Annotated in this window: 32 protein-coding genes; 16 read left to right on the top strand and 16 right to left on the bottom strand. The window is 63.7% G+C overall.

From position 1 onward, the window contains the following. Positions 1–111: 111 nt before the first annotated feature. Positions 112–1443, top strand: a complete 1332-nt coding sequence (locus tag PSPA7_RS21740) for a Wzz/FepE/Etk N-terminal domain-containing protein (protein ID WP_041025396.1) — start codon at positions 112–114, stop codon at positions 1441–1443. A 33-nt stretch (positions 1444–1476) separates the two neighbouring features. On the opposite strand, the gene PSPA7_RS21735 is transcribed toward PSPA7_RS21740, so the two are convergent. The 4 genes from PSPA7_RS21735 to PSPA7_RS21720 form a co-directional block, all read right to left on the bottom strand. After that, entirely contained in the window at positions 1477–1668 is a 192-nt protein-coding gene (locus PSPA7_RS21735) for a hypothetical protein (protein ID WP_003155954.1), read from the bottom strand. Between the two features lie 140 nt (positions 1669–1808). Continuing rightward, a complete protein-coding gene (locus tag PSPA7_RS21730; protein WP_003155955.1) occupies positions 1809–2084 on the bottom strand; it encodes a Rho-binding antiterminator in 276 nt (91 codons plus the stop codon). 6 nt (positions 2085–2090) lie between these two features. Next, complete coding sequence (locus PSPA7_RS21725; protein WP_012076906.1) at positions 2091–2345, bottom strand: DUF2024 family protein; 255 nt, start codon at positions 2343–2345, stop codon at positions 2091–2093. Positions 2346–2356: 11 nt separating this feature from the next. Beyond that, positions 2357–2590, bottom strand: coding sequence for a glutaredoxin family protein (locus PSPA7_RS21720; RefSeq protein ID WP_003155957.1), 234 nt, complete (start codon positions 2588–2590; stop codon positions 2357–2359). A gap of 113 nt (positions 2591–2703) precedes the next feature. Between PSPA7_RS21720 and PSPA7_RS21715 the strand changes: the two genes are divergently transcribed. Further along, the gene (locus PSPA7_RS21715) at positions 2704–3264 is read left to right on the top strand and encodes a MarR family winged helix-turn-helix transcriptional regulator (RefSeq protein WP_012076905.1); all 561 of its coding nucleotides are present in this window, start codon (positions 2704–2706) and stop codon (positions 3262–3264) included. 54 nt (positions 3265–3318) lie between these two features. Here PSPA7_RS21715 and PSPA7_RS21710 read toward each other — a convergent pair whose 3' ends face one another. The 3 genes from PSPA7_RS21710 to purM are packed head-to-tail and all read right to left on the bottom strand — an operon-like array spanning position 3319 to position 5757. Beyond that, positions 3319–4035 carry a DUF3108 domain-containing protein gene (locus PSPA7_RS21710; RefSeq protein ID WP_003155958.1) on the bottom strand — a complete coding sequence of 239 codons (717 nt, stop codon included), beginning with the start codon at positions 4033–4035 and terminating at the stop codon, positions 3319–3321. Further along, positions 4028–4696 carry a phosphoribosylglycinamide formyltransferase gene (purN, locus tag PSPA7_RS21705; protein ID WP_003155959.1) on the bottom strand — a complete coding sequence of 223 codons (669 nt, stop codon included), beginning with the start codon at positions 4694–4696 and terminating at the stop codon, positions 4028–4030. Before purN ends, PSPA7_RS21710 begins: the two co-directional genes overlap by 8 nt. Further along, the gene (gene purM / locus PSPA7_RS21700; RefSeq protein WP_003155960.1) at positions 4696–5757 is read right to left on the bottom strand and encodes a phosphoribosylformylglycinamidine cyclo-ligase; all 1062 of its coding nucleotides are present in this window, start codon (positions 5755–5757) and stop codon (positions 4696–4698) included. Before purM ends, purN begins: the two co-directional genes overlap by 1 nt. Before the next feature lie 213 nt (positions 5758–5970). Here purM and PSPA7_RS21695 point away from each other — a divergent pair, with 213 nt between their 5' ends. Continuing rightward, positions 5971–7005, top strand: a complete 1035-nt coding sequence (locus PSPA7_RS21695) for a DUF2066 domain-containing protein (RefSeq protein ID WP_003155961.1) — start codon at positions 5971–5973, stop codon at positions 7003–7005. Positions 7006–7185: 180 nt separating this feature from the next. Continuing rightward, the gene (hda, locus tag PSPA7_RS21690) at positions 7186–7890 is read left to right on the top strand and encodes a DnaA regulatory inactivator Hda (RefSeq protein ID WP_003155962.1); all 705 of its coding nucleotides are present in this window, start codon (positions 7186–7188) and stop codon (positions 7888–7890) included. A gap of 271 nt (positions 7891–8161) precedes the next feature. Here the strand turns inward: hda and PSPA7_RS21685 are convergent, their stop codons facing one another. From PSPA7_RS21685 to arsC, 3 genes are read right to left on the bottom strand one after another with little or no spacing between them, the layout of a single operon-like run. Continuing rightward, positions 8162–8581 (bottom strand): DUF2069 domain-containing protein, encoded by a 420-nt coding sequence (locus PSPA7_RS21685; RefSeq protein ID WP_003155963.1) that lies wholly within the window; start codon positions 8579–8581, stop codon positions 8162–8164. Position 8582: 1 nt separating this feature from the next. After that, the gene (gene wrbA / locus PSPA7_RS21680; protein ID WP_012076902.1) at positions 8583–9179 is read right to left on the bottom strand and encodes an NAD(P)H:quinone oxidoreductase; all 597 of its coding nucleotides are present in this window, start codon (positions 9177–9179) and stop codon (positions 8583–8585) included. Next, a complete protein-coding gene (arsC, locus tag PSPA7_RS21675) occupies positions 9176–9529 on the bottom strand; it encodes an arsenate reductase (glutaredoxin) (protein WP_003155965.1) in 354 nt (117 codons plus the stop codon). Before arsC ends, wrbA begins: the two co-directional genes overlap by 4 nt. A gap of 124 nt (positions 9530–9653) precedes the next feature. Here arsC and PSPA7_RS21670 point away from each other — a divergent pair, with 124 nt between their 5' ends. Beyond that, positions 9654–10889 (top strand): YihY family inner membrane protein, encoded by a 1236-nt coding sequence (locus PSPA7_RS21670; RefSeq protein ID WP_012076901.1) that lies wholly within the window; start codon positions 9654–9656, stop codon positions 10887–10889. A gap of 149 nt (positions 10890–11038) precedes the next feature. Then, positions 11039–11233, top strand: coding sequence for a hypothetical protein (locus PSPA7_RS21665; protein ID WP_012076900.1), 195 nt, complete (start codon positions 11039–11041; stop codon positions 11231–11233). A gap of 11 nt (positions 11234–11244) precedes the next feature. Here the strand turns inward: PSPA7_RS21665 and PSPA7_RS21660 are convergent, their stop codons facing one another. Next, positions 11245–11628 carry a hypothetical protein gene (locus PSPA7_RS21660; RefSeq protein ID WP_012076899.1) on the bottom strand — a complete coding sequence of 128 codons (384 nt, stop codon included), beginning with the start codon at positions 11626–11628 and terminating at the stop codon, positions 11245–11247. 349 nt (positions 11629–11977) lie between these two features. On the opposite strand from PSPA7_RS21660, the gene PSPA7_RS21655 reads away from it, so the two are divergent. Together PSPA7_RS21655 and PSPA7_RS21650 are read left to right on the top strand one after the other, a co-directional pair. Further along, complete coding sequence (locus tag PSPA7_RS21655; protein WP_012076898.1) at positions 11978–12442, top strand: TlpA disulfide reductase family protein; 465 nt, start codon at positions 11978–11980, stop codon at positions 12440–12442. Further along, complete coding sequence (locus PSPA7_RS21650; protein ID WP_003155968.1) at positions 12442–12717, top strand: acylphosphatase; 276 nt, start codon at positions 12442–12444, stop codon at positions 12715–12717. Before PSPA7_RS21655 ends, PSPA7_RS21650 begins: the two co-directional genes overlap by 1 nt. A 17-nt stretch (positions 12718–12734) precedes the next feature. On the opposite strand, the gene PSPA7_RS21645 is transcribed toward PSPA7_RS21650, so the two are convergent. Next, positions 12735–13691 carry a hypothetical protein gene (locus tag PSPA7_RS21645; protein WP_012076896.1) on the bottom strand — a complete coding sequence of 319 codons (957 nt, stop codon included), beginning with the start codon at positions 13689–13691 and terminating at the stop codon, positions 12735–12737. Positions 13692–13699: 8 nt separating this feature from the next. Then, a complete protein-coding gene (locus PSPA7_RS21640) occupies positions 13700–15415 on the bottom strand; it encodes a proline--tRNA ligase (protein WP_003155969.1) in 1716 nt (571 codons plus the stop codon). Between the two features lie 107 nt (positions 15416–15522). On the opposite strand from PSPA7_RS21640, the gene PSPA7_RS21635 reads away from it, so the two are divergent. Beyond that, positions 15523–15930: a PaaI family thioesterase gene (locus PSPA7_RS21635; RefSeq protein ID WP_003155971.1), complete on the top strand. Its 408-nt coding sequence runs from the start codon at positions 15523–15525 to the stop codon at positions 15928–15930. Positions 15931–15995: 65 nt separating this feature from the next. On the opposite strand, the gene PSPA7_RS21630 is transcribed toward PSPA7_RS21635, so the two are convergent. Then, complete coding sequence (locus tag PSPA7_RS21630) at positions 15996–17321, bottom strand: OprD family porin (protein ID WP_012076895.1); 1326 nt, start codon at positions 17319–17321, stop codon at positions 15996–15998. 710 nt (positions 17322–18031) lie between these two features. Between PSPA7_RS21630 and PSPA7_RS21625 the strand changes: the two genes are divergently transcribed. Beyond that, complete coding sequence (locus PSPA7_RS21625) at positions 18032–18460, top strand: HIT family protein (RefSeq protein ID WP_003155973.1); 429 nt, start codon at positions 18032–18034, stop codon at positions 18458–18460. Beyond that, positions 18461–18670, top strand: a complete 210-nt coding sequence (locus tag PSPA7_RS21620) for a SlyX family protein (RefSeq protein ID WP_003155974.1) — start codon at positions 18461–18463, stop codon at positions 18668–18670. It abuts the gene before it with no gap. 49 nt (positions 18671–18719) lie between these two features. Here the strand turns inward: PSPA7_RS21620 and PSPA7_RS32880 are convergent, their stop codons facing one another. After that, entirely contained in the window at positions 18720–19331 is a 612-nt protein-coding gene (locus tag PSPA7_RS32880; protein ID WP_003155976.1) for a cold-shock protein, read from the bottom strand. A 204-nt stretch (positions 19332–19535) separates the two neighbouring features. Further along, the gene (locus PSPA7_RS21610; protein ID WP_003086103.1) at positions 19536–20006 is read right to left on the bottom strand and encodes a Dps family protein; all 471 of its coding nucleotides are present in this window, start codon (positions 20004–20006) and stop codon (positions 19536–19538) included. A 432-nt stretch (positions 20007–20438) separates the two neighbouring features. On the opposite strand from PSPA7_RS21610, the gene aspS reads away from it, so the two are divergent. The 5 genes from aspS to ruvB all read left to right on the top strand — a co-directional run bounded on the left by aspS (position 20439) and on the right by ruvB (position 25327). Continuing rightward, positions 20439–22214: an aspartate--tRNA ligase gene (gene aspS, locus PSPA7_RS21605; RefSeq protein ID WP_034000382.1), complete on the top strand. Its 1776-nt coding sequence runs from the start codon at positions 20439–20441 to the stop codon at positions 22212–22214. Between the two features lie 66 nt (positions 22215–22280). After that, the gene (locus PSPA7_RS21600; RefSeq protein ID WP_003155979.1) at positions 22281–23027 is read left to right on the top strand and encodes a YebC/PmpR family DNA-binding transcriptional regulator; all 747 of its coding nucleotides are present in this window, start codon (positions 22281–22283) and stop codon (positions 23025–23027) included. An 84-nt stretch (positions 23028–23111) separates the two neighbouring features. Beyond that, a complete protein-coding gene (gene ruvC, locus PSPA7_RS21595; RefSeq protein WP_003155980.1) occupies positions 23112–23636 on the top strand; it encodes a crossover junction endodeoxyribonuclease RuvC in 525 nt (174 codons plus the stop codon). A gap of 16 nt (positions 23637–23652) precedes the next feature. After that, positions 23653–24258 carry a Holliday junction branch migration protein RuvA gene (gene ruvA, locus PSPA7_RS21590; protein ID WP_003086122.1) on the top strand — a complete coding sequence of 202 codons (606 nt, stop codon included), beginning with the start codon at positions 23653–23655 and terminating at the stop codon, positions 24256–24258. A 10-nt stretch (positions 24259–24268) separates the two neighbouring features. Then, on the top strand, positions 24269–25327 hold the full coding sequence (ruvB, locus tag PSPA7_RS21585) for a Holliday junction branch migration DNA helicase RuvB (protein WP_012076893.1): 1059 nt from the start codon (positions 24269–24271) through the stop codon (positions 25325–25327). Positions 25328–25342 lie beyond the last annotated feature (15 nt).

Below are 25342 nucleotides of genomic sequence, written 5' to 3'. Positions count from 1 at the left end.
AATGCTATCGATGATTTCTTTTTGATTGCATAATGCCTTTTCTTAAGAAAATTCCTACAGGATTCTGCGTGCTTCTTGTGGGGCGGCATTTTTTTCGAAAAGGACGTTGGCATGCCATCCTCGCAGTATTCAGGTCCAGAGCGCCCGGAAGTCGATCTGGTTCAGCTATTCCGACAGCTATGGGGCGCGAAGTGGCTTGTCGCGTCGATCACGGGCGTAGGACTGGCTGTCGCGGTTCTTTATTTGCTACTGGTTGTTCCCACTTATGAGGTTAGCGTCCTCCTGCGTCCGATACAGACGAAGGCGCTGGAAGCGGTCAATGCAAGGGATATCTATGCCTTGACGCCCAGGGAGGCGCTCGATCGCGTAGCCAGCGAATTGTCGGCATACTCTGGTCGGTTCGAGTATTTCCAAGCTCATCCGGAACGATTCCAGCAGTTGAACAAGGACAACGGCTTGTCGGCTGAGCAGGCGTTCTGGAAATTCAATCTGTCGGCCTTCTCCATGAAGCAGGCAGACTTGCAGAAGGATCCGCAGGCTACTCCTTTCGTGCAGATATTCATGCAGTATCCAAAGGGAATGGATGGTGCCGGTATCCTGAACGATATGGTCTCCCGGACCATCGACAGCGAGCGCCGTCAGATCCTCGAGGATCTCCAGGCTCGTGTGGATAGCCGCTTGCAGTTCCTCGCGCAGGATATCGAGGGCAAGCGCGCCAGCTACCAGGCAAGCAAACAGGGGCGGATCGCCAGGTTGCTCGAGGCGGACAACATTCGCCGCGCAGGCTTGGAAGATGAGTTGAAAGCCCTGCGCGGGCGGCTCAAGATGGTTCGTGATTCCAGGATTCAGCAGTTGAATGAAGCGATTCAGATTTCCACTCGTTTGGGAATTGTGAAGCCCACGACCCCGGGGGCATTGGGTGAGGTAGGGCTGGATGGTTCGCGTAGCGTATTTCGTACCGAGGTGAACAATCAGCAGATTCCGCTGTATTTCATGGGGGTGGATGCCCTGACTGCCGAGCGCGACACGTTGCTCAAGCGTAAGGGAGATGACTTCACCGAGCCGAGGGTGGCGGCGATCCAGCAAGAACTGAAGCAACTGGAAAACAATCGCGAAGTCCAGTATCTGCAGGCACGGCAGGGAGAAGAGCGGTTTTTCGACGATATCGAAAAGTTGCGTGGCGAGCAGGCGAGATTGCAAACGCTGAAGGTAGGCGATCTGAAGATCGAGTTGGTGCGCGTTGATCAGAGGGCCGCGATGCCACTCCAGCCAATCAAGCCTCGCAAGGTTGTCGTTCTCGTATTGGGAGGGCTCGGGGGATTGATGCTAGGGGTTCTGCTCGCCTTGGCGCGGGCTATGTTGCGTAGTGCATTCCAGCAACGGCAAGATCATGCACTGCCTCCCGGGGTCGTCAGTCTCGAGCGAACCCTGTCGGGGACCTGATGTATACGCCCCCGGGGTAGCGGGGGCGTTTTCTCACGCCAGCTTGTCCGACTGGCGTAGCTGTTCTTCCTTTTCCAGTCTGTGCCGGTAAGCCTGGGCGTCTTCTTCATTATGGAAGACCCCTACCAGCAACCCCTGCTGGTGCACGTCCCAGCAGCGGCGGCCAAGTGCACGCAGTTCGCGGGATTTGTGGTCGTCGTCGCGCTCGGTCACTGTCACACTCATTTTTCTACTCCAGGGTTGATCTGCATCAAGGCAGATCCAGCCTATTTCATTAGCTGGCTAATGAAATAGGCTGGAATTGAAAAAAACCTTTTCAGTTTCCAGCACGGAACATGGTATGCCAGGGCTCTGCGTCAGGCTTCTTACCGCAGTCGTACATGCCTGAACAGCGCCCCCTCGGTGAGAGCGGTGATGGACTGCAGACGATCGAGGCGCAACAGTCGGGTGGCGCCATCGACCTCCACTTCAAGATATTCCGCCTTGTCCCCGCCTGGCTGGTCCGCCTGGATCAGTGTGGTGCGGGCCTCGGCCTCGAAGCAGAGATCACCGTCGAGCTCCAGGCGCAGCCGGTAGCGATAGAGGCAGGCGATCTCCAGGTAATCGTGGAGATCGCAGGCGATCGGGCGATAGCCGTCCATTCGCTTTCAGCAGCCTTCGAGGGGCAGGATGTAATGGCCATGGAGCCTGATGGCTTCGGCAACCTCCGTTGTCGCGATCTCGCTATGGCAATAACTGCAATGCCCCTGGCTGATATCGGCATCGTCGATGCCTTTTCCGGCGAGCCAGCGACGAGCGAACTCGCCTGCGCGAGCGCCCATTTCCTCCGTAACCAGCACGTCGAAGTGCAGATAGCGGCCGTCGCGGGTTCGCACGTGGGTGTCGAAGACTTTCACCTCCATGGCCGGACTCCTTATTTCAGGTCGCTGAGTGCCGCGCCGAAGTTCAGGTGCAGTACCTGCCCGTCGACGACCAGGGCGGGGACCGACTTCACCCCGGCCTTTTCCGCTTCGGCAACACGCGCCGATTGCTCGGCGAGATGAACCACTTCGACTTCCACCTGCTTGCTGTCGAGCAGCGGCAGCAGGGAGCGTTCGGCTTCGACACAGATAGGGCAGCCGGCGTGATAGTAGATGGCCTTGGACATGGTGATTCTCCTGTTAAGTTAGTATCGATTCGATACATGTATAGGCTAGTCATCGCTCGCCCGCTTTGTCAAATATGTTTTTAGTCGATACTATGTATGCCAGGAGGTAACCCATGTCCGCTCTCGCCCTTTACGATTACCTGGAAAGACTGACCAGCCTGATGCGCGCCTGGTCGCGCGAACAGCCGCTGGTGGCGGAGCTGCAGCCGGTACAACTGAGTGCCTTGCACTATCTGGCGCGCTGCAATCGCTATTCGGATACGCCGCTGGTGGTGACCGAGTATCTCGGCCTCACCAAGGGGACCGTGTCGCAGTCGCTCAAGGTGCTCGAAGGCAAGGGGCTGATCAGCAAGGTGCCGGACGCTCGGGATCGGCGCAGCGTGCATCTGCGTCTGACCGAGGCGGGACGCTCGCTGATCGATGCGGTGATTCCGCCGCGATTCCTGGAACAGGCCGTGGCGGCGCTGGGCGAGAAGGGCGAGCGTTTGCAGGGGTTGCTGCATGAACTGCTGGTGGTCATCCAGCGTGAGGAGGACGTGCCGGGGTTCGGCCTCTGTCGCACCTGTCGCTTCCACGAGCAGCGTGACGGCGCGCCGTTCTGCGGCCTTACCCGGGAATCGTTGAGCCAGGCCGATGGCGAATTGATCTGCCGTGAGCACCAGGCCTGCGCCTGAACTGCGGGCAAGAAAAAGCCGGGCGATGGCCCGGCTTTTCGTAGGAGGAAGATATCAGCTCTTCTCGCCAGTGACGGTCTTGCCGTCGATGGTGCCTTCCTTGAGCATGATCTGGTATTCCTTGCCGTCGGTTTCCATCTGGTACAGGCGGACCAGCAGGTAGTCCCAGTCCTTGGCGAACCAGAGGATGGTCTTGCGATTGCTCTTGCCCGGATCGCGCACGCGCTCGACCTTGATCGCATTGATCAGGCCGGCCTGGGTGCGGACCTTCTCCTCGCCGAGTACACGGAAATCGTAGGTATCGACATCCTCGCCCTCGATGATCTGGTAGCTCATGCTCTTCTTGCCATCGGCCACGTCATGCTGCAGGACCAACTGATAGGTGGACTTGTCCAACTGGCCGCGGTTCAGCGGTTGCCGGACCGCATCGCCGCGGTCGCTGCCGAGCACCTGCTTCTGCGACCAGTCGAAGTCCAGCTCGACCTGCTTGCCCTTGCCCAGGCCCTGACGGGCGAAGCGGTAGGATTGCGGCAGGAAGGTATCGTTCTCGACCTTGAAGGTGCTGACCTCGTTGAGGCTGGCCAGCAGCATGGAGGCTTCGAAGTCCAGCTGCCAGCGGCCGTCGCCGAGCGCCTTGAGGCTGCGGGAGGCGTTGCCGCTGATGGGCATCTGTTTCCAGTCGGCGGTATAGCTGGCGGTGAACGGCTTCAACTCGAAGGCATAGGCCGGCAAGGTCAGCAGCGTCAGCAGGAACAGCATGGCTTTACGCATTGCGAATCTCCTTGGTGCGAATCTGATGGCCGGTGGCAGGCAGGGCCTGGCCATCCAGCAGGGCGCCCTGTTCGCCCAGGCGCAAGCGGCCTTCGGCGAACCAGCGCATGGCCAGCGGATAGATCCGGTGTTCTTCCTCGTGAACCCGTCTGGCCAGGCGTTCCGGCGTATCTTGCGACTCTACCGGGATTACTGCCTGTACGACCAGTGGTCCCCCGTCGAGTTCCTCCGTCACGAAGTGCACGCTGCAGCCGTGCTCGCGGTCGCCGGCCTCGAGGGCGCGCTGGTGGGTGTGCAGGCCCTTGTGCCGAGGCAGCAGCGAGGGGTGGATGTTCAGCAGGCGGCCCTGATAGTGACGGACGAAGTCCGCGCTGAGGATGCGCATGAACCCGGCGAGGATCACCAGGTGCGGCTCATGGGCGTCGATCAGTTGCGCCAGGGCCCGGTCGAAGCTCTCGCGATCGGCGTAGGCCTTGTGCTCGAGCACCTGGGTGTCGATGCCGGCCTGGCGCGCGCGCTCCAGGCCGTAGGCATCGGCGCGATTGGAAATCACCGCACGGATCCGGGCCGGCGTGGTGCCGTCCCGGAGGCTGTCGATCAGCGCCTGCAGATTGCTGCCGGAGCCGGAGATCAGCACCACGACATTGCAGAGTGTCGACATCAGTGGCTTTTCAGGTTGTTCAGGACCACGCGCTCGGCATCCGCGCCGCAGGTTTCGATACGGCCGATCTGCCACGGCTGCTCGCCGGCGGCGCGCAGGATTTCCAGGGCCTTCCCGGCGTCGGCCTGGGCCACGCAGATGACCATGCCGACCCCGCAGTTCAGCACGCGGTGCATCTCGGTCTCGTCGACGTTGCCGTGCTCCTGCAGCCAGTCGAACACCGCCGGGCGCTTCCAGCTGGCGACGTCGATGACAGCCTGGGCGTTGTCGGGCAGGACCCGGGGGATATTGTCCAGCAGGCCGCCGCCGGTGATGTGGGCCATGGCCTTGACCGCGCCGGTCTGCCTGATCAGTTGCAGCAGCGGCTTGACGTAGATGCGGGTCGGCGCCATCAGCAGGTCGGCCAGCGGCTTGCCGTCGAGCCGGACCTGCTCGATGTCGGCGCCGGAAACCTCGATGATCTTGCGGATCAGCGAATAGCCGTTGGAGTGCGGGCCGGAGGAGGGCAGGGCGATCAGTGCATCACCGGCCTGGACACGGGAGCCGTCGATGATTTCGGCCTTCTCCACGACACCGACGCAGAAGCCGGCCAGGTCGTAGTCCTCGCCTTCGTACATGCCGGGCATCTCGGCGGTTTCGCCGCCCACCAGCGAGCACCCGGCCAGTTCGCAGCCGGCCCCGATGCCGGTGACCACGGTAGCCGCGACGTCGACGTTGAGCTTGCCGGTGGCGTAGTAGTCGAGGAAGAACAGCGGCTCGGCGCCGCAGACCACCAGGTCGTTGACGCACATCGCCACCAGGTCCTGGCCGATGCTGTCGTGCTTGTTCAGGTTGAGCGCCAGGCGCAGCTTGGTGCCGACCCCGTCGGTGCCGGAGACCAGCACCGGCTGCTTGTAGCCGGCCGGGATTTCGCAGAGGGCGCCGAAGCCACCGAGGCCGCCCATCACTTCCGGGCGTGCGGTGCGCTTGGCCACGCCTTTGATGCGTTCCACCAGGGCTTCGCCGGCGTCGATGTCCACACCAGCGTCCTTGTAGCTCAACGAGGGTTGCTTGCTGCTCATAAATCCAGGCCTATAGGGGTAATTCGGAGATCGGCCGGCCGCCCAGGCGTGCAACGCTGTTTGCCGGTTTTGAAGGCGCGCGATTTTATCAGGCTTGCCACGCAGCGGCCATCTCGGTTGCCGCTGGGCGGGCTGCTGTTTAAGGTATAGGTCCACTTGCGCGGCCTTCACAGCTCGTCGCCGCCGTTCCCATCCGTTCGTCGAGAGCCTTTCATGCGCATAGCCCGACTCTTCCTTCTCTGCCTCTCCCTGCTTGGCTTGCCCGTCTTCGCGGCAACGGTGCCCAACCTGTACCAGGTGCGCGAGCCTGTTTCCTCGCAGCAACCCGGCGAGCGCGACGCCGGCCTGGTGCGGGCGCTGCAGACCCTGCTGGTGCGTCTCACCGGAAATCCGCAGGCGCCGCAGGAGCCGGGGCTCGCGGGCTACCTGAAGGACCCGCAGCAACTGATCAGCCAGTACGCCTTCGAGAACGGCCCGCCGCTGGCGTTGGTGGTCGATTTCGATCCCGCTGCCACCAGCAACGCACTGCGCGCCGCCGGCCTGCCGAGCTGGGGCGCCAACCGGCCGGCGGTGCTGGCCTGGTGGCTGAACGAGAGCAGCGAGGGCAGCAACCTGGTCGGCGACAACCAGGCGTCGGCCGAGCCGCTCAAGCGTGCCGCACAGAATCGCGGCCTGCCGCTGCGCCTGCCGTTGGCGGATCTCGATGAGCAGATCGTCGGTACGCCGGAGAATCTCACCGCTGCCCAGCCCGATGCCCTGCGCGGCGCGTCCGAACGCTATGGCGCCGATGCGCTGCTGGCGGTGGATGCCAAGGAGGTCGACGGCAAGTGGCAGGCGCAATGGCGGCTGTGGATGGGCGATTCGCGGGAACAGGGCCAGGCCGAGGGCGCGACCCCCGACGCGCTGGCCGACAGCGTGATGCTGGCCGCCGCCAACCGTCTGTCCAGCCGTTTCGTCGCCACGCCGGGAGCGGCCACCGGACTGACCCTGCAGGTCCAGGGGGCGACGCTGGCGCGCTATGCCGAACTGCAACGCCTGCTCGATCCGTTCGGCGCGCGCCTGGTCGGGGTCCAGGGGGATCGCCTCGACTACAGCGTGAAGGCCAGTCCGGAGCAATTGCGCGCCCAGTTGGGCCTGGCGCAGTTGCAGGAGGTCCCGGCCGCCAGCGCGCCTGTGGATGCTTCCGCACCGCCCTCGGCGCCCGGCGCGGCGGCGGTGCCCAACCAGTTGGTCTTCCGCTGGCGGTGAGTTGCGGCGCCGGCCTGCTCCAGAATGATGCGGCAGGTCGGCGCCAGGTGGCCGCGGCCACCGGCAAACCTTTGATTTTGCTTGCCTAGTTGCTCATTGTGCGGCCCTGCCGAGGCGTATAAACTTTGCAGCCTTTACGGTGACTCCTGCGGCGTTTTCGGACTGTCCGCCCAGCCTGGCATGAAACCTATTCAGCTTCCCCTCAGTGTGCGTCTGCGCGACGACGCCACCTTCGCCAACTACTATCCCGGTGCCAATGCCGCGGCACTGGGATATGTCGAGCGTCTGTGCGAAGCCGAGGCCGGATGGGCGGAAAGCCTGATCTATCTCTGGGGACACGACGGCGTCGGCCGCAGCCACCTGCTGCAGGCGGCCTGCCTGCGTTTCGAGCAGTTCGAGGAGCGCACCATCTACCTGCCGATGGCGGACCTGGTGCAGTACGGGCCGGAAATCTTCGACGATCTCGAGCAGTGCGAGCTGGTGTGCATCGACGATCTGGACGTGCTGGTCGGCAAGCGCAACTGGGAAGAGGGGCTGTTCCACCTGTTCAACCGGCTGCGTGATACCGGGCGACGCCTGCTGCTGGCAGCGTCGAAGTCGCCACGGGAGCTGCAGGTCAAGCTGCCCGACCTGAAGTCGCGCCTGACCATGGCGCTGATCTTCCAGTTGCACGGTCTTTCCGACGAAGACAAGCTCCGCGCCCTGCAGCTTCGCGCTTCGCGCCGTGGCTTGCACCTCACCGACGAGGTCGGACGCTTCATCCTCAACCGTGGGTCGCGCAGCATGAACTCGCTGTTCGACCTGCTGGAGCAACTGGATCGCGCCTCGCTCCAGGCCCAGCGCAAGCTGACCATTCCCTTCCTCAAGGAAACCCTCGGCTGGTGAGAAGCGGCTGCTTGCCGGCGAATTCCCCGTCGTGCTTCACCGGGGTGGGCCCCGGGTGGGGCGTGTCCCCCTCTCTCTAGCTTTCGTGCATAGCCCCGGCAATGCCGGCGCATGGTCTGTCGGCAGTGTCTCAGCGGATGGTCAGGACGCAGTCGCTCCGGGGCGGATGCTGGAAGTGTCCGAGGAGCGCCCATCGCCCGGCGCATTCGACTGGGCGATAGCCTCGAAGAGCCCAGGAGCGGCATTTTTCAGTGCCGCTCCTGCCGGCGCATCAGCGTTCTCCGGCTATCCGCCTGTCGTATTGGAAGCGCCAGCGCGTATAGAGCAGCGCGGCGCAGAACAGGCTTACGCTGAGCAGCACTTCGGCCCAGCCGAACAGGCGTTGGCCGGGGTCGAAGGCTGCGAGTACGCCAAGGATGAAGTACAGGTTGACCACGTAACAGGTCCAGGCGTGGCCGCGGGCACTGCCCATGAGCAGGCCGGGGGCCACTACCAGTAGCGGCAGCAGCTTGAAGCCGAGGACCAGCCAGGGCACCCAGCTCGCCGCGCCATGGGCGTCGGCGTAGATCAGGTCGCGGATGAGGATCAGCAGTACCAGGCCGACGAAGCTGCCCAGGCTGATGGCGCGGGTGATCGACAGGCGTGGCTGCAGCCACGCCAGCTCGGGCAGCGGTTTGTTCTTGCGGGCCATTTCAGTTCCCCAGCTTGCCGGCGGTTTCCGCCAGGCGCTTGCCCAGGGCGCGGCACAGCGTCAGTTCGTGTTCGTCGAGACTGCGCTTGCCGTCGGCGCCGGCGAAGTGGCTGGCGCCATACGGTGTACCGCCGCCACGGGTTTCCAGCAGGGCGGGCTCGCTGTAGGGAATCCCCAGCACCAGCATGCCGTGGTGCAGCAGGGGCAACAGCATCGACAACTGGGTGGTTTCCTGGCCGCCGTGCAGGCTGGCGGTGGAGGTGAATACCGCTGCCGGCTTGCCGACCAGTCCGCCGGTCAGCCACAGGCTGCTGGTGCCGTCGAGGAAGTACTTCAGCGGCGAGGCCATGTTGCCGAAGCGGGTTGGGCTGCCCAGGGCCAGGCCGGCGCAGTTCTTCAGGTCGTCGAGGGTGGCGTAGAGCGCGCCTTCGGCGGGGATGTCGGGAGCCACCGCTTCGCACTCGGTGGAGACCGCGGGAACCGTGCGTACCCGTGCTTCGAAGCCGGCCTGCTCGATGCCGCGGGCGATTTGCCGGGCCATTTCCGCGGTAGCGCCATGGCGGCTGTAGTACAGCACCAGGATGTAGGGGGTGTTCAAGCGAGGATCTCCAGGACTTTCTCCGGCGGCCGGCCAATGACGGCCCTGTCGCCCGCCACCAGCACCGGGCGTTCGATCAGCCTGGGATGCGCTGCCATCGCCTGGATGAGGGCCTCTTCGCCAAGGCTGGCATCGTCCAGGCCGAGCGCCTTGTACTCCTCCTCTCCGGTGCGCAGCAACTGGCGGGCGGGAAGGCCCAGCTTGGCCAGGATGGCCTTCAGCTCGGTGGCGCTCGGCGGGGTTTCCAGGTAGCGCACTACCTGGGGTTGCAGACCGCGGGCTTCGAGCAGCTCGAGTGCGGCGCGGGATTTCGAGCAGCGGGGATTGTGCAGCAGGATCAGTTCGCTCATGTCAGGGGTCGCATGGCTGGGGAGGTGACGGCTATTCTAACCGCCTCGTCGACCAGGACTGAACCCGTCGGCGCGAAGTACCGCCCCAGGAGGCGAAGAACCGGCGCGACTTCAAGGAGAGGGCATGCGCGAACACTTTAACGACGGGATCGAATTCGCTCGCTTCCTCGCCCATCGCTTCGTCACCGACAAGGCCCCCAACAGCGCGGCGGCGCTGACCTACACCACGCTGTTCGCGGTGGTGCCGATGATGACGGTGATGTTTTCCATGCTCTCGCTGATCCCGGCTTTCCATGGCATGGGGGAGTCGATCCAGACTTTCATCTTCCGTAATTTCGTGCCTTCCGCCGGAGAGGCGGTGGAGACCTACCTGAAGAGTTTCACCACCCAGGCGCGCCATCTCACCTGGGTCGGCGTGGTGTTCCTGGCGGTCACCGCCTTCACCATGCTGGTGACCATCGAGAAAGCCTTCAACGAGATCTGGCGGGTACGCCAGCCGCGCCGCGGCGTCGGACGCTTCCTGCTCTACTGGGCGATCCTCAGCCTGGGTCCCTTGCTGCTGGGGGCCGGCTTCGCCGTGACCACCTATATCACTTCGCTGTCGCTGCTCCACGGGCCGGATGCCCTGCCGGGCGCGGAAACGCTGCTGGGGCTGATGCCGCTGGCGTTCAGCGTGGCGGCCTTCACCCTGCTCTATTCGGCGGTGCCCAACGCCCGGGTTCCCGTTCGCCATGCGTTGATGGGTGGAATGTTCACCGCCGTGCTGTTCGAGGCCGCCAAGACCCTGTTCGGCCTCTATGTCAGCCTGTTTCCCGGTTACCAGTTGATCTACGGGGCCTTTGCCACCGTGCCGATCTTCCTGCTGTGGATCTATCTCTCCTGGATGATCGTCCTGTTCGGCGCCGTATTGGTCTGCAATCTGTCTTCCTCGCGTCTCTGGCGACGCCGCTCGCTACCCAAGCCGATCGTCCTGCTCGGCGTGCTGAGAGTCTTCCATCAGCGCCAGCAACTCGGCCAGTCGATGCGCCTCGTCCACCTGCACCGTGCCGGCTGGCTATTGCCCGAGGACGAATGGGAGGAGTTGCTGGATTTCCTCGAGAAGGAACAGTTCGTTTGCCGGGTAGGTGGAGGCGAATGGGTGTTGTGCCGGGATCTTGGCAGTTACAGCCTGCACCGCCTGCTCAATCGCTGTCCATGGCCGATGCCGAGCCGGGAACGCATGCCGGCGCAACTGGACGAGGCGTGGTATCCGGCGTTCCAGCAGGCGATGGAGCGCTTGCAGGCGGAGCAGGAAAGGCTGTTCGGGGAAAGCCTGGCGCACTGGCTGGCGGAGGGGAATGCCTCAGCGAAGGTGACGTAAAGTGTCAGTTTGCGGCGAACGTCGGGCGCAAGGAGGTGAGTTCGGTCAGGGGAAGCCCGGCGAAAGTCGGGTTTTGGCGGTTGGCACGCTTCTGGCAAACCCCCGTGTGACAGTCGTTTTTCTCCGTAGTTCCATCGAGGTTCCCGTTCATGCCACCAGTCTCGAACAAGGTCGTCCATTTGCATCACAAGGATGAGCAGGCAGCGCTTGAGCGTTTGAACCGCATTACCGGGCTGCAGTTCAGCAGTTGGCCGGAATCGCTGGTACCGGCGGCGCCCGCCAGCGAACCGCCGTTCGAACAGTCGCCAGCCGAACCATTGTTCGAGCAGGTGCGCCAGGGCTGAGTTGCCCTGGCTCAGGCCTCCGACAGCTGCTGGGCCTGGCCTTCCTGCTCCACCGCCTGTACGAAGAGTTCTTCGACGACGAGGCGGGACAGCGCCGTGGCTGATTTCAGTCGGATCTGCATGTCCTCCACTTTCTGTCGTACCGGCAGGCGGGCGATACCGGATAGCAGGATGCGTTGCTGGCGGTCTATTCGTCCGTGATCCACCGCGACCTCGCGTTGCCGTCCGCCATCCAGGTATCTGACCACCAGCGACACCAGCAGGTCGCAGGCGTCTGGAAGATGCAGCCAGGCGGCGATGTTGTAATCCGCGACCAGTCCTTCGTGGGCTGTCAGGGTCGGGCGGGCGGCGTCCACCAGGTGTGCGGGGACGCTTCCGATCAGATGGTCTTTCATAAGCAGCAGTGTGTCCGTTTCAAAAGGGCGTCGGACTCGTCGCTCTCGACTTCTCCCCAAGTCGATCCGGTCGCTGCCGGGCGGCGTGCGGCCGATTGAGTCGTCGCGTCGTGTGTGGCACGCGGATTATAGGGGTGGACCTTTGCGTCAAACTGTGCGGTTCGGCGAGGGTCGCCGTGACCCTTCTCGCACTTTGTGGCTTGTAGGAAGAATCCAGGCTCTTCCTTCTCCCGTTCGTTGCCGCGCGCTTTTGCAGGGGAGCGCCGCTTTCCAGTAAGGTCTCGCGGTATTGCCATATCGGGCCGCCCCTGGTCCGGTGGTTGTCTTCCCGACTCGAGAGGTTCGTGACATGAGGAATTGGCTACGCCCGCTGGGGGCGGTGGTGGTTCTGCTTCTGGCAGGTTGTTCGGCGGATTACGGGGTCGACCAGGACGGGCGCCCGGTGCCGGCCGAGCAATTGGACGGACGCTGGCTGGTGATCAACTACTGGGCCGACTGGTGTGCGCCGTGTCGAACCGAAATCCCGGAAATGAATCGCCTGGCGCAAGTGCTCGAAGGGCAGGGCGGACGGGTGGTCGGGGTGAATTTCGACGGCCTGCGCGACGCCGATCTGAAGAAGTCGGCCGATGGCATGGGAATCCGTTTCACCGTGCTCGCCGAGGATCCGGCTCCACGCTTCAAGCTGCCGCGCAGCGAAGCCCTGCCTGTCACCTATATCGTCGATGCTCGGGGAGAAATGCGTCAGCGCCTGCTGGGCGAGCAGACGGCTGACGGCATCCTGAAGCAACTCGAGGCCCTGCGGGGGGGGCGGTGATGGCAAGGATCTGCTTGCACGCCTATGTTGGCGGCCGGGTGCAGGGCGTCGGTTTCCGCCAGTCGACCCGGGACGAGGCCGAGCGCCTGGGGCTCGACGGCTGGGTGCGCAACCTGGAGGACGGTCGCGTCGAAGTCCTGTGGGAAGGCGAGGAGGAGCAGGTGAAGGCCCTGCAGCGTTGGCTGGAGCGGGGGCCGCGGCGCGCGCGAGTCGCGGGGGTGGAGGTCGAGGCGCTGCCGTTGCAGGGGATCGCCGGCTTCATCGTGCGTCGCTGAAGCGACGCATTCATCGTTCAGGGTGTTTCGCCGGGATCGGCTGCCAGGCGCCCGGCATCCCGCAGCAGGGCATGCATGAATTGCTGCTGCAGTTCGGGATCGTTGCGGGTGAGTTCGATCAGGCTCTGTTCGAGCTCGCTGGCTTCTTCCTCCAGGCCCAGTTCCGACAGGCGCTTCACCCGGTGCACCCAATGATGGACGTCATCGCCTTCCAGGTCGTCGTAGATCAGCGCGTGAGCCTCCAGCAGCTTGCCGCGCAGGCTGCGGCTGACCCGTAGGCTGGCGTCGGCGCGGGTGCCGTCCTGCGGATCGCTCACCGACAGGTGGATCTGCGAGATGCGGCTGATGTCCTGTTCGGCGAAGGGGCTGTCGAGCAGGTTCAGGCGCAGAACGCCGTGGCGATCGGTGAGCAGTTCGTTGAGTTCCTTGCCAGAGCTGACCATCACCGGGCGCTCGGCCCAGGGCAGGCTGGAGTACTCCAGGCGCTTGTCGCGCTGCTTTTCGTCGATGCTGGCGAGGTTCTGTTCGGCGCGGCCATTGGATTCGACGTTCATGAACGGGTTGACCCCGGCCAGGCCGTAGCTGATCCAGCCGTGGGTGATGTTGTCCGGCACGCTGCCGAAGGTCAGCACGTTGACGACATTGGCCCCCGCGCCCGCCACCAGCGCCACCGCCCCCAGCGGGATCTCGTAGATCTCCCGCCAGGGCTGGTACGGCGTGTAGCGATCGTAACGACGGGTCACTTCGAACTCGGTGACCTCGAAGGACTTCTGGTCGTTGATCCGGACCCGGCGCTGCGGCAGTTCGAGCACATCGGGCTGGCCGATATCGACTTGCAGGGTGTGTTCGAGCAGCTTTCGCTCGACACGCTCCTCGTGTTCGCTACGCTGCGGCAACTGGTTGGCGCAGCCGCTCAGCAGAAGGCTGCCGCACAGGACGGCAGCGGAGAGGCGCAGGGGACTTCCGGTGGGCATCGTTACGCTCAGCGGCTGAGTTTTTCGGTGATGAACGACATCAGTTCGCCGATCGGCAGATTCTGCGACTCGCTGTCACGGCGCCCCTTGTATTCCAGGACGCCTTCGTTGAGGCCGCGATCGCTGACCACGATGCGATGGGGAATGCCGAGCAGCTCCATGTCGGCGAACTTCACGCCGGGGCTGGTCTTCTTGTCGCGATCGTCCAGCAGCACCTCGAAGCCGGCCGCGGTCAGTTCGGCATACAGCCTGTCGGTGGCCTGCCTGACGCTTTCGGTTTCGTATTTCAGCGGCACCAGGGCGATCTGGAACGGAGCCAGGGCGCTGGGCCAGAGAATACCGCGCTCGTCGTGGTTCTGCTCGATGGCGGCGGCGACCACGCGGGATACGCCGATACCGTAGCAGCCCATGATCAGGTTCACCGGCTTGCCTTGTTCGCTCAGGACGCTCAGCTTCATCGCTTCGCTGTACTTGGTGCCGAGCTGGAAGATATGACCGACCTCGATGCCGCGCTTGATCACCAGGGTGCCCTTGCCGTCCGGGCTGGGGTCGCCCTCGACGACGTTGCGCAGGTCGGCGACTTCGGGCAGCGGCAGGTCGCGCTCCCAGTTCACGCCGAAGTAGTGCTTGTCCTCGATGTTGGCGCCTGCGGCGAAATCGCTCATCAGGGCGACCGAGCGGTCGACGATGCAGGCGATCGGCAGGTTGACCGGACCCAGCGAGCCGGGGCCGGCGCCGATGGCGGCGCGGATCTCGGCCTCCGAGGCGAAGACCAGCGGGCTGGCGACCAGGGGCTGGTTGGCTGCCTTGATCTCGTTCAGTTCATGATCGCCACGGACGATCAGGGCGACCAGGGTGCCTTCTTCCGCGCCGTGCACCACCAGGGTCTTGATGGTTTTCTCGATCGGCAGCCCGAAGCCGTCCACCAGGGCCGCGATGGTCTTGGTGTCAGGCGTGTCGACCAGGCGCATGTCTTCGCTGGCGGCGCCACGGGCGCTCTCGCGCGGCACGGCTTCGGCCTTCTCGATGTTGGCGGCGTAGTCGGAGCTGTCGCTGAAGACGATGTCGTCCTCGCCCGAGTTGGCCAGGACGTGGAACTCATGGGAGCCGCTACCGCCGATGGAGCCGTTGTCGGCCTGCACGGGGCGGAAGTCCAGGCCGAGGCGGGTGAAGATCTTGCTGTAGGCCTGGTACATCCCGTCGTAGGTCGCCTGCAGCGATTCCTGGTTCAGGTGGAAGGAGTAGGCGTCCTTCATGATGAATTCGCGACCGCGCATCAGGCCGAAGCGAGGACGGATCTCGTCGCGGAACTTGGTCTGGATCTGGTAGAAGTTGATCGGCAGCTGCTTGTAGCTGTTCAGCTCGTTGCGCGCCAGGTCGGTGATCACTTCCTCGTGGGTCGGGCCGACGCAGAACTCGCGCTCATGGCGGTCCTTCAGGCGCAGCAGTTCGGGGCCGTACTGCTCCCAGCGGCCGGACTCCTGCCACAGTTCGGCCGGTTGCACGGCCGGCATCAGCACCTCGAGAGCGCCGGCGGCGTTCATTTCCTCGCGGACGACGGTCTCGACCTTGCGCAGTACCCGCAGGCCCATCGGCAGCCAGGTGTAGAGACCCGAGGCCAGGCGGCGGATCATGCCGGCGCGAAGCAGCAGTTGATGGCTGATCACCACCGCGTCGGCGGGGGTTTCTTTGAGCGTGGAAAGCAGATACTGACTGGTACGCATCTTTGGCCGTTATGTCGGTTGTATCGGGGAGAATGGCTGGGCATTGTACGGTGCCGGTCTGGCCGCGTACAGGGCGCCGGCCACCGATGATGAGGAGTCGGCAGACAATGAACGCGGCGCAGGTACAGGCGTTGATCCGCATGGGGTTGCCCATGGCCGAAGACATCGATCTGCGCGTCGAGCGCCTCGATGAGCGACATGCGCTGGCGCGCATTCCTTTCCACGACAGGCTGGTGCGTCCGGGCGGCACCTTGTCCGGCCCGACCATCATGGCGCTGGCGGATGCGGCGATGTACGCGGTCATCCTCGGTCGCCTGGGGGCGGTGGAAATGGCCGTGACCTCGAACCTGAACATCAACTTTCTCAGCAAGCCCCGTCCCGAGGACCTGTTGGCCGAGGCGAGCATCCTCAAGCTGGGGCGGCGCCAGGTAGTCTGCGAGGTCGGGGTGTACTCACGGAGCCGCGAGGATGAGCTGGTGGCCCATGTGACCGGTACCTACGCTCTTCCTTTATAGAGGCGATCCGGCGTTCGAAAAAAAAGCCCGGCGTTGCCGGGCTTCCTTTCTGACTGCCGGGTCGATTACAGGATCGACAGCGGATAGTCGACGATCAGGCGGAACTCGTCCTGGTCGCCTTCGCCCTGGTCGGCGTTGGCGCGGTGCCAGGCCTGGCGGATGCGGAACGACAGGTCCTTGGCGGGGCCGGACTGGACCACGTACTTGGCTTCGAAGTTGGTCTCGTGGTGCTTGCCGTCTTCGCCATACAGGCCGGCGTAGGCGGAGCTGGAGTCGACCTTGGTGCCGTCGATGTCCTTGCCGTTGATGTAGCGGACCATGAAGGTCAGGCCGGGTACGCCGTACGAAGCCATGTTCAGGTCGTAGCGGGCCTGCCAGGATTTCTCGCCGGGGCCGTTGAAGTCGGAGTACTGGATGGAGTTGGCGAGGAAGATCGAGTCGCCGCCACCGCCGGAATTGTTCTCGCCGAAGCCGATGTAATCGAACGGCTCGTCGCCATGGACCTGCTGGTAGGCGAGGGTGAAGGTGTGTGCGTCCAGGGTGTACGCGCCGGCCAGGGACCAGGTGGTGTTGCTGATGTCGCCGGCCTTGGACTTGCCTTCGTCGGTGGTGCGGTAGATGTTGAAGTCGAAGCCCAGCGACTGATCTTCCGCCAGCGGAATGGTGTAGTTGGTGTTCAGGTAGTACTGGCGATAGATGTCTTTCAGTTCGGCGCCATACAGGGAGGCGCTGAGGTTGTCGGTGATCGCGTAGCGGCCGCCGGCGAAGTCCGCGCTCTTGGCGGTCTGGCCCGCATAGGTCGCGTAGAGTTCGCCGCGCGACTTGGTGGTGGTGCCCTGCTTGCCTTCGGTGAAATGGCCCGCTTCGAGGTCGAGGCCTTCGAACTCGCTGCTCTGCAACTGGAAGCCGGTCGCGGTCTGCGGGAACAGGCGGCTGCCGCCGGCGGCGAAGACCGGTGCGGTCGGCTGCATCTCGCCCCATTTCAGCATGGTCTTGGAAATGCGTACCTTCAGGGCGCCGCCTGCGCGGCTGTAGTCATCGCGCGGCTTGCCATCGTTCATTACCGGCAGGTTGCCGGTGCCGGTCTTGTCGGAGGTGCCGTCGAGTTTCAGGCCGAGGTAGCCGAAGGCATCCACGCCGAAGCCGACGGTGCCTTGGGTGAAGCCGGATTCGTAGGTGGTGAGGAAGCCCTGGGTCCAGTCGACACGGTCCCGGCTGCCGCTCTTGCCGTCGCGGTTGAAATAGTAGTTGCGGAGCAGCAGGTCGAGACTGCTGTCTTCGATGAACCCCTTCGCTTCGGCCTGATCGCTGACGAAGGCGTCGGCCACGGCGAACTGAGTGCTACCCGCGGAAACCGCCAGTGCAATGGCGCTCCACTTCATCACTTTCATTGTGATTGCTCCTTTGGTTTTGAATTATCTCTGCCGTCACAGTGCGCAGTGACGGCTAGTTCTTCTTGTCGGCGCTAACTTATAGCACGCAGTGTTTCTTGGCGATAGTTGCGGTTCCGGAGCGACGGAATCTTTACGGCGCTGTCGCAAAATTGCATGACGTATGTCGCATCTGCGTAGGTGCCCGGTTGAAAAAGTGACGTAGGACGTGGGTTTGGTCACTCTTGTTGAGGCTGATTCTCACATCGCTTTTCCTCGTTCGGGATGGCTTGTAATAAAATCGTCATGTTTCGATGCGCCGCTCTTACTATGCAGAGTGACGCTTAAGCAAACTCCGTGCACAACTGAAAGCTCGCATCGATCATGTATTCGAGTTGATCTCTTCGAGGGTGTTCGTAATGTCTTTGAAAGCAAGCTAATTACCCGGTGAAACCTGTTTGTAATCCCTCTGTTGCAAGGGTTGGTTGCAGGTGAGTTGTCTCGGCAGGGGCGCTTGTATGCATCCTGTGTCGCATGTCTGGCGCAGCCCTGTATTCATTCTTCCGGCAACTTATGGGGCGCTCGCCGTTATCCGCGCGCCAAGCTGGGGCGGATGCATCGCACTTGCTTTGGCCGGGGGGCGCAGTATCCTGCGCGGCAAACGCGGCGCAGCCCATCCGGGAGGAGGGGCTAAGCTGTCCCTGAATGACCGTCGAACAGGAGAGGCCAGTATGTTCGCTTTGGATCCCCGGCTGGCGCAGGACACCCTGCCGATCGGTGACTTCCCGCTCAGTCGTCTGCTGCTGATGAACGATGCCCGCTATCCCTGGTTCATCCTGGTGCCGAGACGGGAGGACGTCATCGAGCTGTTCCAGCTCGATGAGGGAGACCGGCAGGCTTTGTGGCGCGAGACGACCGTGCTGGCGGAGGTGCTCAAGGATACTTTTCGGGCGGACAAGATGAATGTCGCCAACCTGGGCAACGTGGTCAGCCAGCTGCACATGCATGTGATCGTGCGTCGCCGCGGCGACGATGCCTGGCCGGGGCCCGTGTGGGGGCGACATGCGTCCCGGCCCTATGCGGTCGAAGAGGTCGAGGCGATCCGCGGCAAGCTGCGGATGGTGCTCACCGATGGCTTCCGTTTTGACGAGGGTGCATAGATGGAGCTGGAGTCGCGGATGGACGACCTGGAATGCCGCCAGGCTTTCCAGGACGACACCCTGCAGGCGCTGAACGAGGTGGTGGTGGAGCAGCAGCGCAGCATCGAGCGCTTGCAGCTGCAGGTGGCCGCGCTGATCAAGCGCCTGGAGGATGTCCAGGGGCTGGTCGGTGGGGTGGAGGAAGACGAGGCCCCGCCGCCGCATTATTGAGTCGCAGAAAAAACCCGCCAGTCGGCGGGTTTTTTGTTTCCCGGGGCGGTCAGCGGCGCGAGGCGATCACGTCCTCCGCCTGCAGGCCCTTGTCGCGCTGTACCACCGAGAACTCCACGCGCTGACCCTCGATGAGAATGCGGTGGCCTTCGCCACGAATTGCGCGGAAGTGGACGAAGATATCTTCTCCCGAGTCCCGCGAAATGAAGCCGAAGCCCTTGGATGTGTTGAACCACTTCACGGTGCCCGTTTCGCGATTGCCCGCATCCTGGTTGCCGGTGGTCGGTACGGGGACGCTGCCGCGAGCCGGGGTGCGGCCGGGCTTGAGGCTGCCTGCCAACTGCAGGGCCGTCGCCAGTGCCAGGCTGAGCAGCGGGAGGATGACGGCGGGCTGGTCGGCGATGGTGGGCAGCGGCGCGAGCAGGATCAGCGCCTGCAGGACGACGCCAAGCACCAGCAGTGCCGCGGCTCCGGCCTGAAGCGGGCGGGTGGGTTGGGTCGCGTGCAGCGTGGGGGCGAACAGCAGGTTGGTCAGGCCGAGGATGGCCAGGTAGATGGCATCGGGGTGTTGCAGGAAGGGTGTGGCTTCGGTTCTTAGGCTGGGAATGAAGGAAAGCAATAGGGCGGCGACGCCCGTGACCAGAAGGACGATTTTCAACATGTCAATGAGTTCACCTTGATGGGGTAACGATCAAGTAGCCGGACAGCGCTTCGCTGCATGAAACGAAGGGGGCGGAAGGACGGCCGGCCTATGCGCGTAACGCACGGCGGCTATTTAACAGGAAAGCGGGAGGCTACTCAAATCAGTCGCTTGAAGGTGACGGCAGGGTCCCGCAGCGGACCCTGCCTGACATCTGCGGGGCGGTCAGCTGGCCAGCAGGCTGCGCAGCATCCAGGCGGTCTTTTCGTGGACCTGCATGCGCTGGGTGAGCAGGTCGGCGGTGGGTTCGTCGCTGACCTTGTCCAGGAGCGGGAAGATGCTACGGGCTGTGCGCACCACGGCTTCCTGACCCTGGACCAGTTGCCGGATCATTTCCTCGGCTTCCGGAACGCCTTCCTCTTCCTTGATCGAAGACAGGCGCGCGTAGGCCGCGTAGGTGCCGGGGGCCGGGAAGCCGAGGGCGCGGATGCGCTCGGCGATGTCGTCCACCGCGACGGCCAGTTCGGTGTACTGCCCCTCGAACATCAGGTGCAGGGTATTGAACATCGGACCGGTGACGTTCCAGTGGAAATTGTGGGTTTTCAGGTAAAGGGTGTAGGTGTCGGCCAGCAGCCGGGACAGACCCTCGGCGATGGCTGCGCGGTCCTGTTCGCCGATTCCGATATTGATTTCCATGGCGTTCTCCTTTCAGTCGGCCTGTGAATGGGGCATTCCGAAATAGTTGGGTTCAGGCTAACACAGGGTTTTTCCCGGCGCTCTTGGTCTATGTCAAAGACGGCGATAGGGAGAAACTATTCCGACTGCGAGGTTGAAAGAATGGTTCGCAGGGTCAGGCGAATCGTTCCCGCGCCGCATCGATGCCGCCCGGCTCGCGGCTGCCGGGCTGGCTGCAAGCCATGGATTTTTCAGGCTATAATCCCCGCCTTCAATGCGAAGTGAACCCGGATCGGGTGCTTCGCCGTTGCCGTTCACCGGGCAGCGCGGGGGATGCCCTTCCGGGGCGTGCCGAGGGTGCCGGTGCTCGGTCAGGGCCGGAGAGTCCGGCAATGGTCGCCAGGCAGCCGGCGGCTCCACAGAATCCAAGACTTACGAGAAGCGAACCACACCATGATGCGCAGCCACTATTGCGGCCAACTGAACGAGAGCCTGGACGGCCAGGAAGTCACCCTTTGCGGCTGGGTTCATCGCCGTCGCGACCATGGTGGAGTGATCTTCCTCGATGTGCGCGATCGCGAAGGGCTGGCCCAGGTGGTGTTCGACCCGGATCGCGCGGAGACCTTCGCCAAGGCCGACCGGGTACGCAGCGAATTCGTGGTGAAGATCACCGGCAGGGTACGCCTGCGTCCGGAAGGTGCGCGCAACCCGAACATGGCTTCCGGCTCCATCGAAGTGCTGGGCTATGAGCTGGAGGTACTGAACCAGGCCGAGACCCCGCCGTTCCCGTTGGACGAATATTCCGACGTGGGTGAGGAAACCCGCCTGCGTTACCGCTTCATCGACCTGCGTCGCCCGGAAATGGCCGCCAAGCTGAAACTGCGCGCGCGCATCACCAGCAGCATCCGCCGCTACCTGGACGACAACGGCTTCCTCGATGTCGAGACGCCGATCCTCGGCCGTCCGACCCCCGAAGGCGCGCGCGATTACCTGGTGCCGAGCCGCACCTACCCGGGCCATTTCTTCGCCCTTCCGCAGTCGCCCCAGCTGTTCAAGCAACTGCTGATGGTCGCCGGCTTCGATCGCTACTACCAGATCGCCAAGTGCTTCCGCGACGAGGACCTGCGCGCCGACCGCCAGCCGGAATTCACCCAGATCGACATCGAGACCAGCTTCCTCGACGAGAGCGACATCATCGCCATCACCGAGAAGATGGTGCGCCAGCTGTTCAAGGAAGTCCTGGGCGTCGAGTTCGACGAGTTCCCGCACATGCCGTTCGAAGAGGCCATGCGCCGCTACGGTTCGGACAAGCCCGATCTGCGCATCCCGCTGGAGCTGGTCGACGTCGCCGACCAGTTGCAGGAAGTCGAATTCAAGGTCTTCTCCGGCCCGGCCAACGATCCGAAGGGCCGTGTCGCCGCGCTGCGCGTGCCGGGTGCCGCTTCCATGCCGCGCAGCCAGATCGACGACTACACCAAGTTCGTCGGCATCTATGGCGCCAAGGGCCTGGCCTATATCAAGGTCAACGAGCGCGCCAAGGGCGTGGAAGGGCTGCAGTCGCCGATCGTCAAGTTCATTCCCGAGGCCAACCTGAACGTGATCCTCGATCGCGTCGGCGCGGTGGATGGCGACATCGTCTTCTTCGGCGCCGACAAGGCCAGGATCGTCTGCGACGCCCTGGGCGCACTGCGGATCAAGGTCGGCCATGACCTCAAGCTGCTGACCAAGGAGTGGGCGCCGATGTGGGTCGTGGACTTCCCGATGTTCGAGGAGAACGACGACGGCTCGCTGTCCGCCCTGCACCACCCGTTCACCTCGCCCAAGTGCACCCCGGCCGAGCTGGAAGCCAATCCGGGCGCGGCATTGTCCCGCGCCTACGACATGGTGCTCAACGGCACCGAGCTGGGCGGCGGTTCCATCCGTATCCACGACAAGGCCATGCAGCAGGCGGTGTTCCGCGTGCTGGGCATCGATGAGGCGGAACAGGAAGAGAAGTTCGGCTTCCTGCTCGACGCGCTCAAGTACGGCGCGCCTCCGCACGGCGGCCTGGCCTTCGGCCTGGATCGCCTGGTCATGTTGATGACCGGCGCGTCCTCGATCCGCGAAGTGATCGCCTTCCCGAAAACCCAGAGCGCCGGCGACGTCATGACCCAGGCTCCGGGCTCGGTGGACGGCAAGGCCCTGCGCGAACTGCACATCCGCCTGCGCGAGCAGCCGAAGGCCGAGTGATTCGAATCAACCTGCGATGGCGTCGCACGCGGCGCCTTCCGCCGAAAGAGCAATACGGAGTGAGTTATGGCTGGTCATTCTAAATGGGCCAACATCAAGCACCGCAAAGAGCGGCAAGATGCCAAGAAAGGCAAGATCTTCACCAAGCTGATCCGTGAGCTGACCGTCGCTGCGAAGCAGGGCGGCGGCGTTCCGGCGGACAACCCGCGTCTGCGCCTGGCCGTGGACAAGGCGCTGACCGCCAACATGACCCGCGACACCATCGACCGCGCCATCGCCCGCGGCGTCGGCTCGAACGACGCCGACAACATGGTCGAGCTGTCCTATGAAGGCTATGCGCCGAGCGGCGTGGCGATCATCGTCGAGGCGATGACCGACAACCGCAACCGTACCGCCGCCGAAGTGCGGCATGCCTTCAGCAAGTGCGGCGGCAACCTGGGTACCGACGGCTCGGTGGCCTACATGTTCGAGCGCAAGGGGCAGATCAGCTTCGCCCCCGGCGTGGACGAGGAGGCTCTGATGGATGCCGCCCTGGAGGCCGGCGCCGACGACGTGGTGGTGAACGACGATGGCTCGATCGACGTCTTCACCACCTTCGCCGACTTCATCTCGGTGAACGAGGCGCTGACCGCCGCCGGTTTCAAGGGCGATGAAGCCGAAGTCACGATGATCCCGTCGACCACCGCGACCCTGGACCTGGAAACCGCGCAGAAGGTGCTCAAACTGATCGACATGCTCGAGGACCTGGACGACGTGCAGAACGTCTATTCCAATGCCGATATCCCGGACGACGTAATGGCGCAACTCGGCTGAGCCGAGCGGAGCGATAACGCGAAGCCGGAAGTGGGGTACGCTTGACGCGTTCGATCCCCGCTTCCGGCTTTTAGTATCCAGCTTATGACTTTGATTCTAGGGATTGACCCCGGTTCGCGTATCACTGGCTTCGGCGTGGTGCGGGAAACGGCGCGCGGCTGCGAGTACGTGGCGTCGGGATGCATCCGGACCGGCAACGGCCCCTTGCACGAGCGTCTGCAGGTGGTGTTCCGCAGCGTCCGCGAGGTGATCCGCACCCACGGCCCGACAACCTTGAGCATCGAGCAGGTGTTCATGGCGCGCAATGCCGACTCGGCCCTGAAACTCGGCCAGGCGCGCGGCGCGGCTATCGTCGCGGCGATGGAGGAGGGGCTGAGCGTGGCGGAATACACCGCGTCACAGGTCAAGCAGGCCGTGGTCGGCACTGGTGGCGCGGACAAGCAGCAGGTGCAGATGATGGTCATGCACCTGCTGAAACTGACCCAGAAACCGCAGATCGATGCCTCGGACGCCCTGGCCATCGCCCTGTGTCATGCCCATACCCAGCAGAGCCTGGTCCCCCATGGCCTGGTGGGCGCGCGCCGTCGCGGCGGGCGCCTGCGTCTTTGAATAAGGAAAGCTCGTCGTGATCGGACGCTTGCGTGGCACCCTGGCGGAGAAGCAGCCGCCGCACCTGATCCTGGATGTGAATGGCGTCGGCTATGAGGTGGAGGTGCCGATGACGACCCTCTATCGGCTCCCTTCGGTGGGCGAGCCGGTGACCTTGCATACGCATCTGGTTGTGCGTGAGGATGCGCACTTGCTCTATGGTTTCGCCGAAAAGCGCGAGCGAGAGCTGTTCCGCGAACTGATCCGGCTCAATGGGGTGGGGCCGAAGCTGGCCCTGGCGCTGATGTCGGGCCTGGAAGTGGACGAGCTGGTGCGTTGCGTGCAGGCGCAGGATACTTCCACCCTGGTGAAGATTCCCGGCGTCGGCAAGAAAACGGCCGAGCGCCTGCTGGTCGAATTGAAGGACCGTTTCAAGGCCTGGGAAAACATGCCCACCATTGCGCCGTTGGTGATGGAACCCCGCGCTAGCGCTACAGTCTCAAGCGCGGAGGCCGATGCGGTCAGCGCGCTGATCGCCCTGGGCTTCAAGCCACAGGAAGCCAGCCGTGCCGTCGCAGCCGTACCGGGAGAGGATTTGTCCAGCGAAGAAATGATCCGTCAGGCCCTCAAGGGCATGGTCTAGGTAGCGCCCGATGATCGAGCCTGATCGCCTTATATCCGCCGTTTCCGGTCGCGAACGTGAAGAGCAGCTGGACCGCGCCATCCGCCCGCTGAAACTGGCCGACTACATCGGCCAGCCCAGCGTGCGCGAGCAGATGGAGTTGTTCATCCATGCCGCCCGTGGCCGCCAGGAGGCGCTCGACCATACGCTGATCTTCGGTCCGCCGGGACTGGGCAAGACGACCCTGGCGAATATCATCGCCCAGGAAATGGGTGTTTCGATCAAGAGCACCTCCGGGCCGGTGCTGGAGCGTCCCGGCGATCTCGCCGCACTGCTGACCAACCTGGAGGCCGGCGATGTCCTGTTCGTCGACGAGATCCACCGTCTTTCGCCCATCGTCGAGGAAGTGCTGTATCCGGCCATGGAAGATTTCCAGCTGGACATCATGATCGGCGAAGGCCCCGCAGCCCGCTCGATCAAGCTGGACCTGCCACCGTTCACCCTGGTCGGCGCGACCACGCGCGCCGGCATGCTGACCAACCCGTTGCGCGATCGCTTCGGCATCGTACAACGCCTGGAGTTCTACAACGTCGAGGACCTGGCGACCATCGTCAGTCGCTCGGCGGGCATACTCGGCCTGCAGATCGAAACGCAGGGCGCCGCGGAAATCGCCAAGCGCGCCCGTGGCACGCCGCGTATCGCCAACCGCCTGCTGCGGCGGGTGCGGGATTTCGCCGAAGTCCGCGGGCAAGGCGACATCACCCGGGTGATCGCCGACAAGGCGCTGAACCTGCTCGATGTCGACGAGCGTGGCTTCGACCACCTCGACCGGCGTCTGTTGCTGACCATGATCGACAAGTTCGATGGCGGGCCGGTGGGGATCGACAACCTCGCCGCGGCGTTGAGCGAGGAGCGGCACACTATCGAGGATGTACTGGAGCCCTATCTGATCCAGCAGGGCTACATCATGCGGACGCCACGGGGACGCGTGGTGACCCGCCACGCCTACCTGCATTTTGGCCTGAATATTCCGAAAAGGTTGGGTCCGGGGGTAACGTCGGATCTGTTCACGTCTGAAGATGGTAATTAATTGCATTTGTGGGCG

This window comes from Pseudomonas paraeruginosa PA7, from assembly GCF_000017205.1.
Lineage (GTDB): Bacteria > Pseudomonadota > Gammaproteobacteria > Pseudomonadales > Pseudomonadaceae > Pseudomonas > Pseudomonas paraeruginosa.
This window is presented reverse-complemented; position numbering and strand designations above follow the sequence as displayed.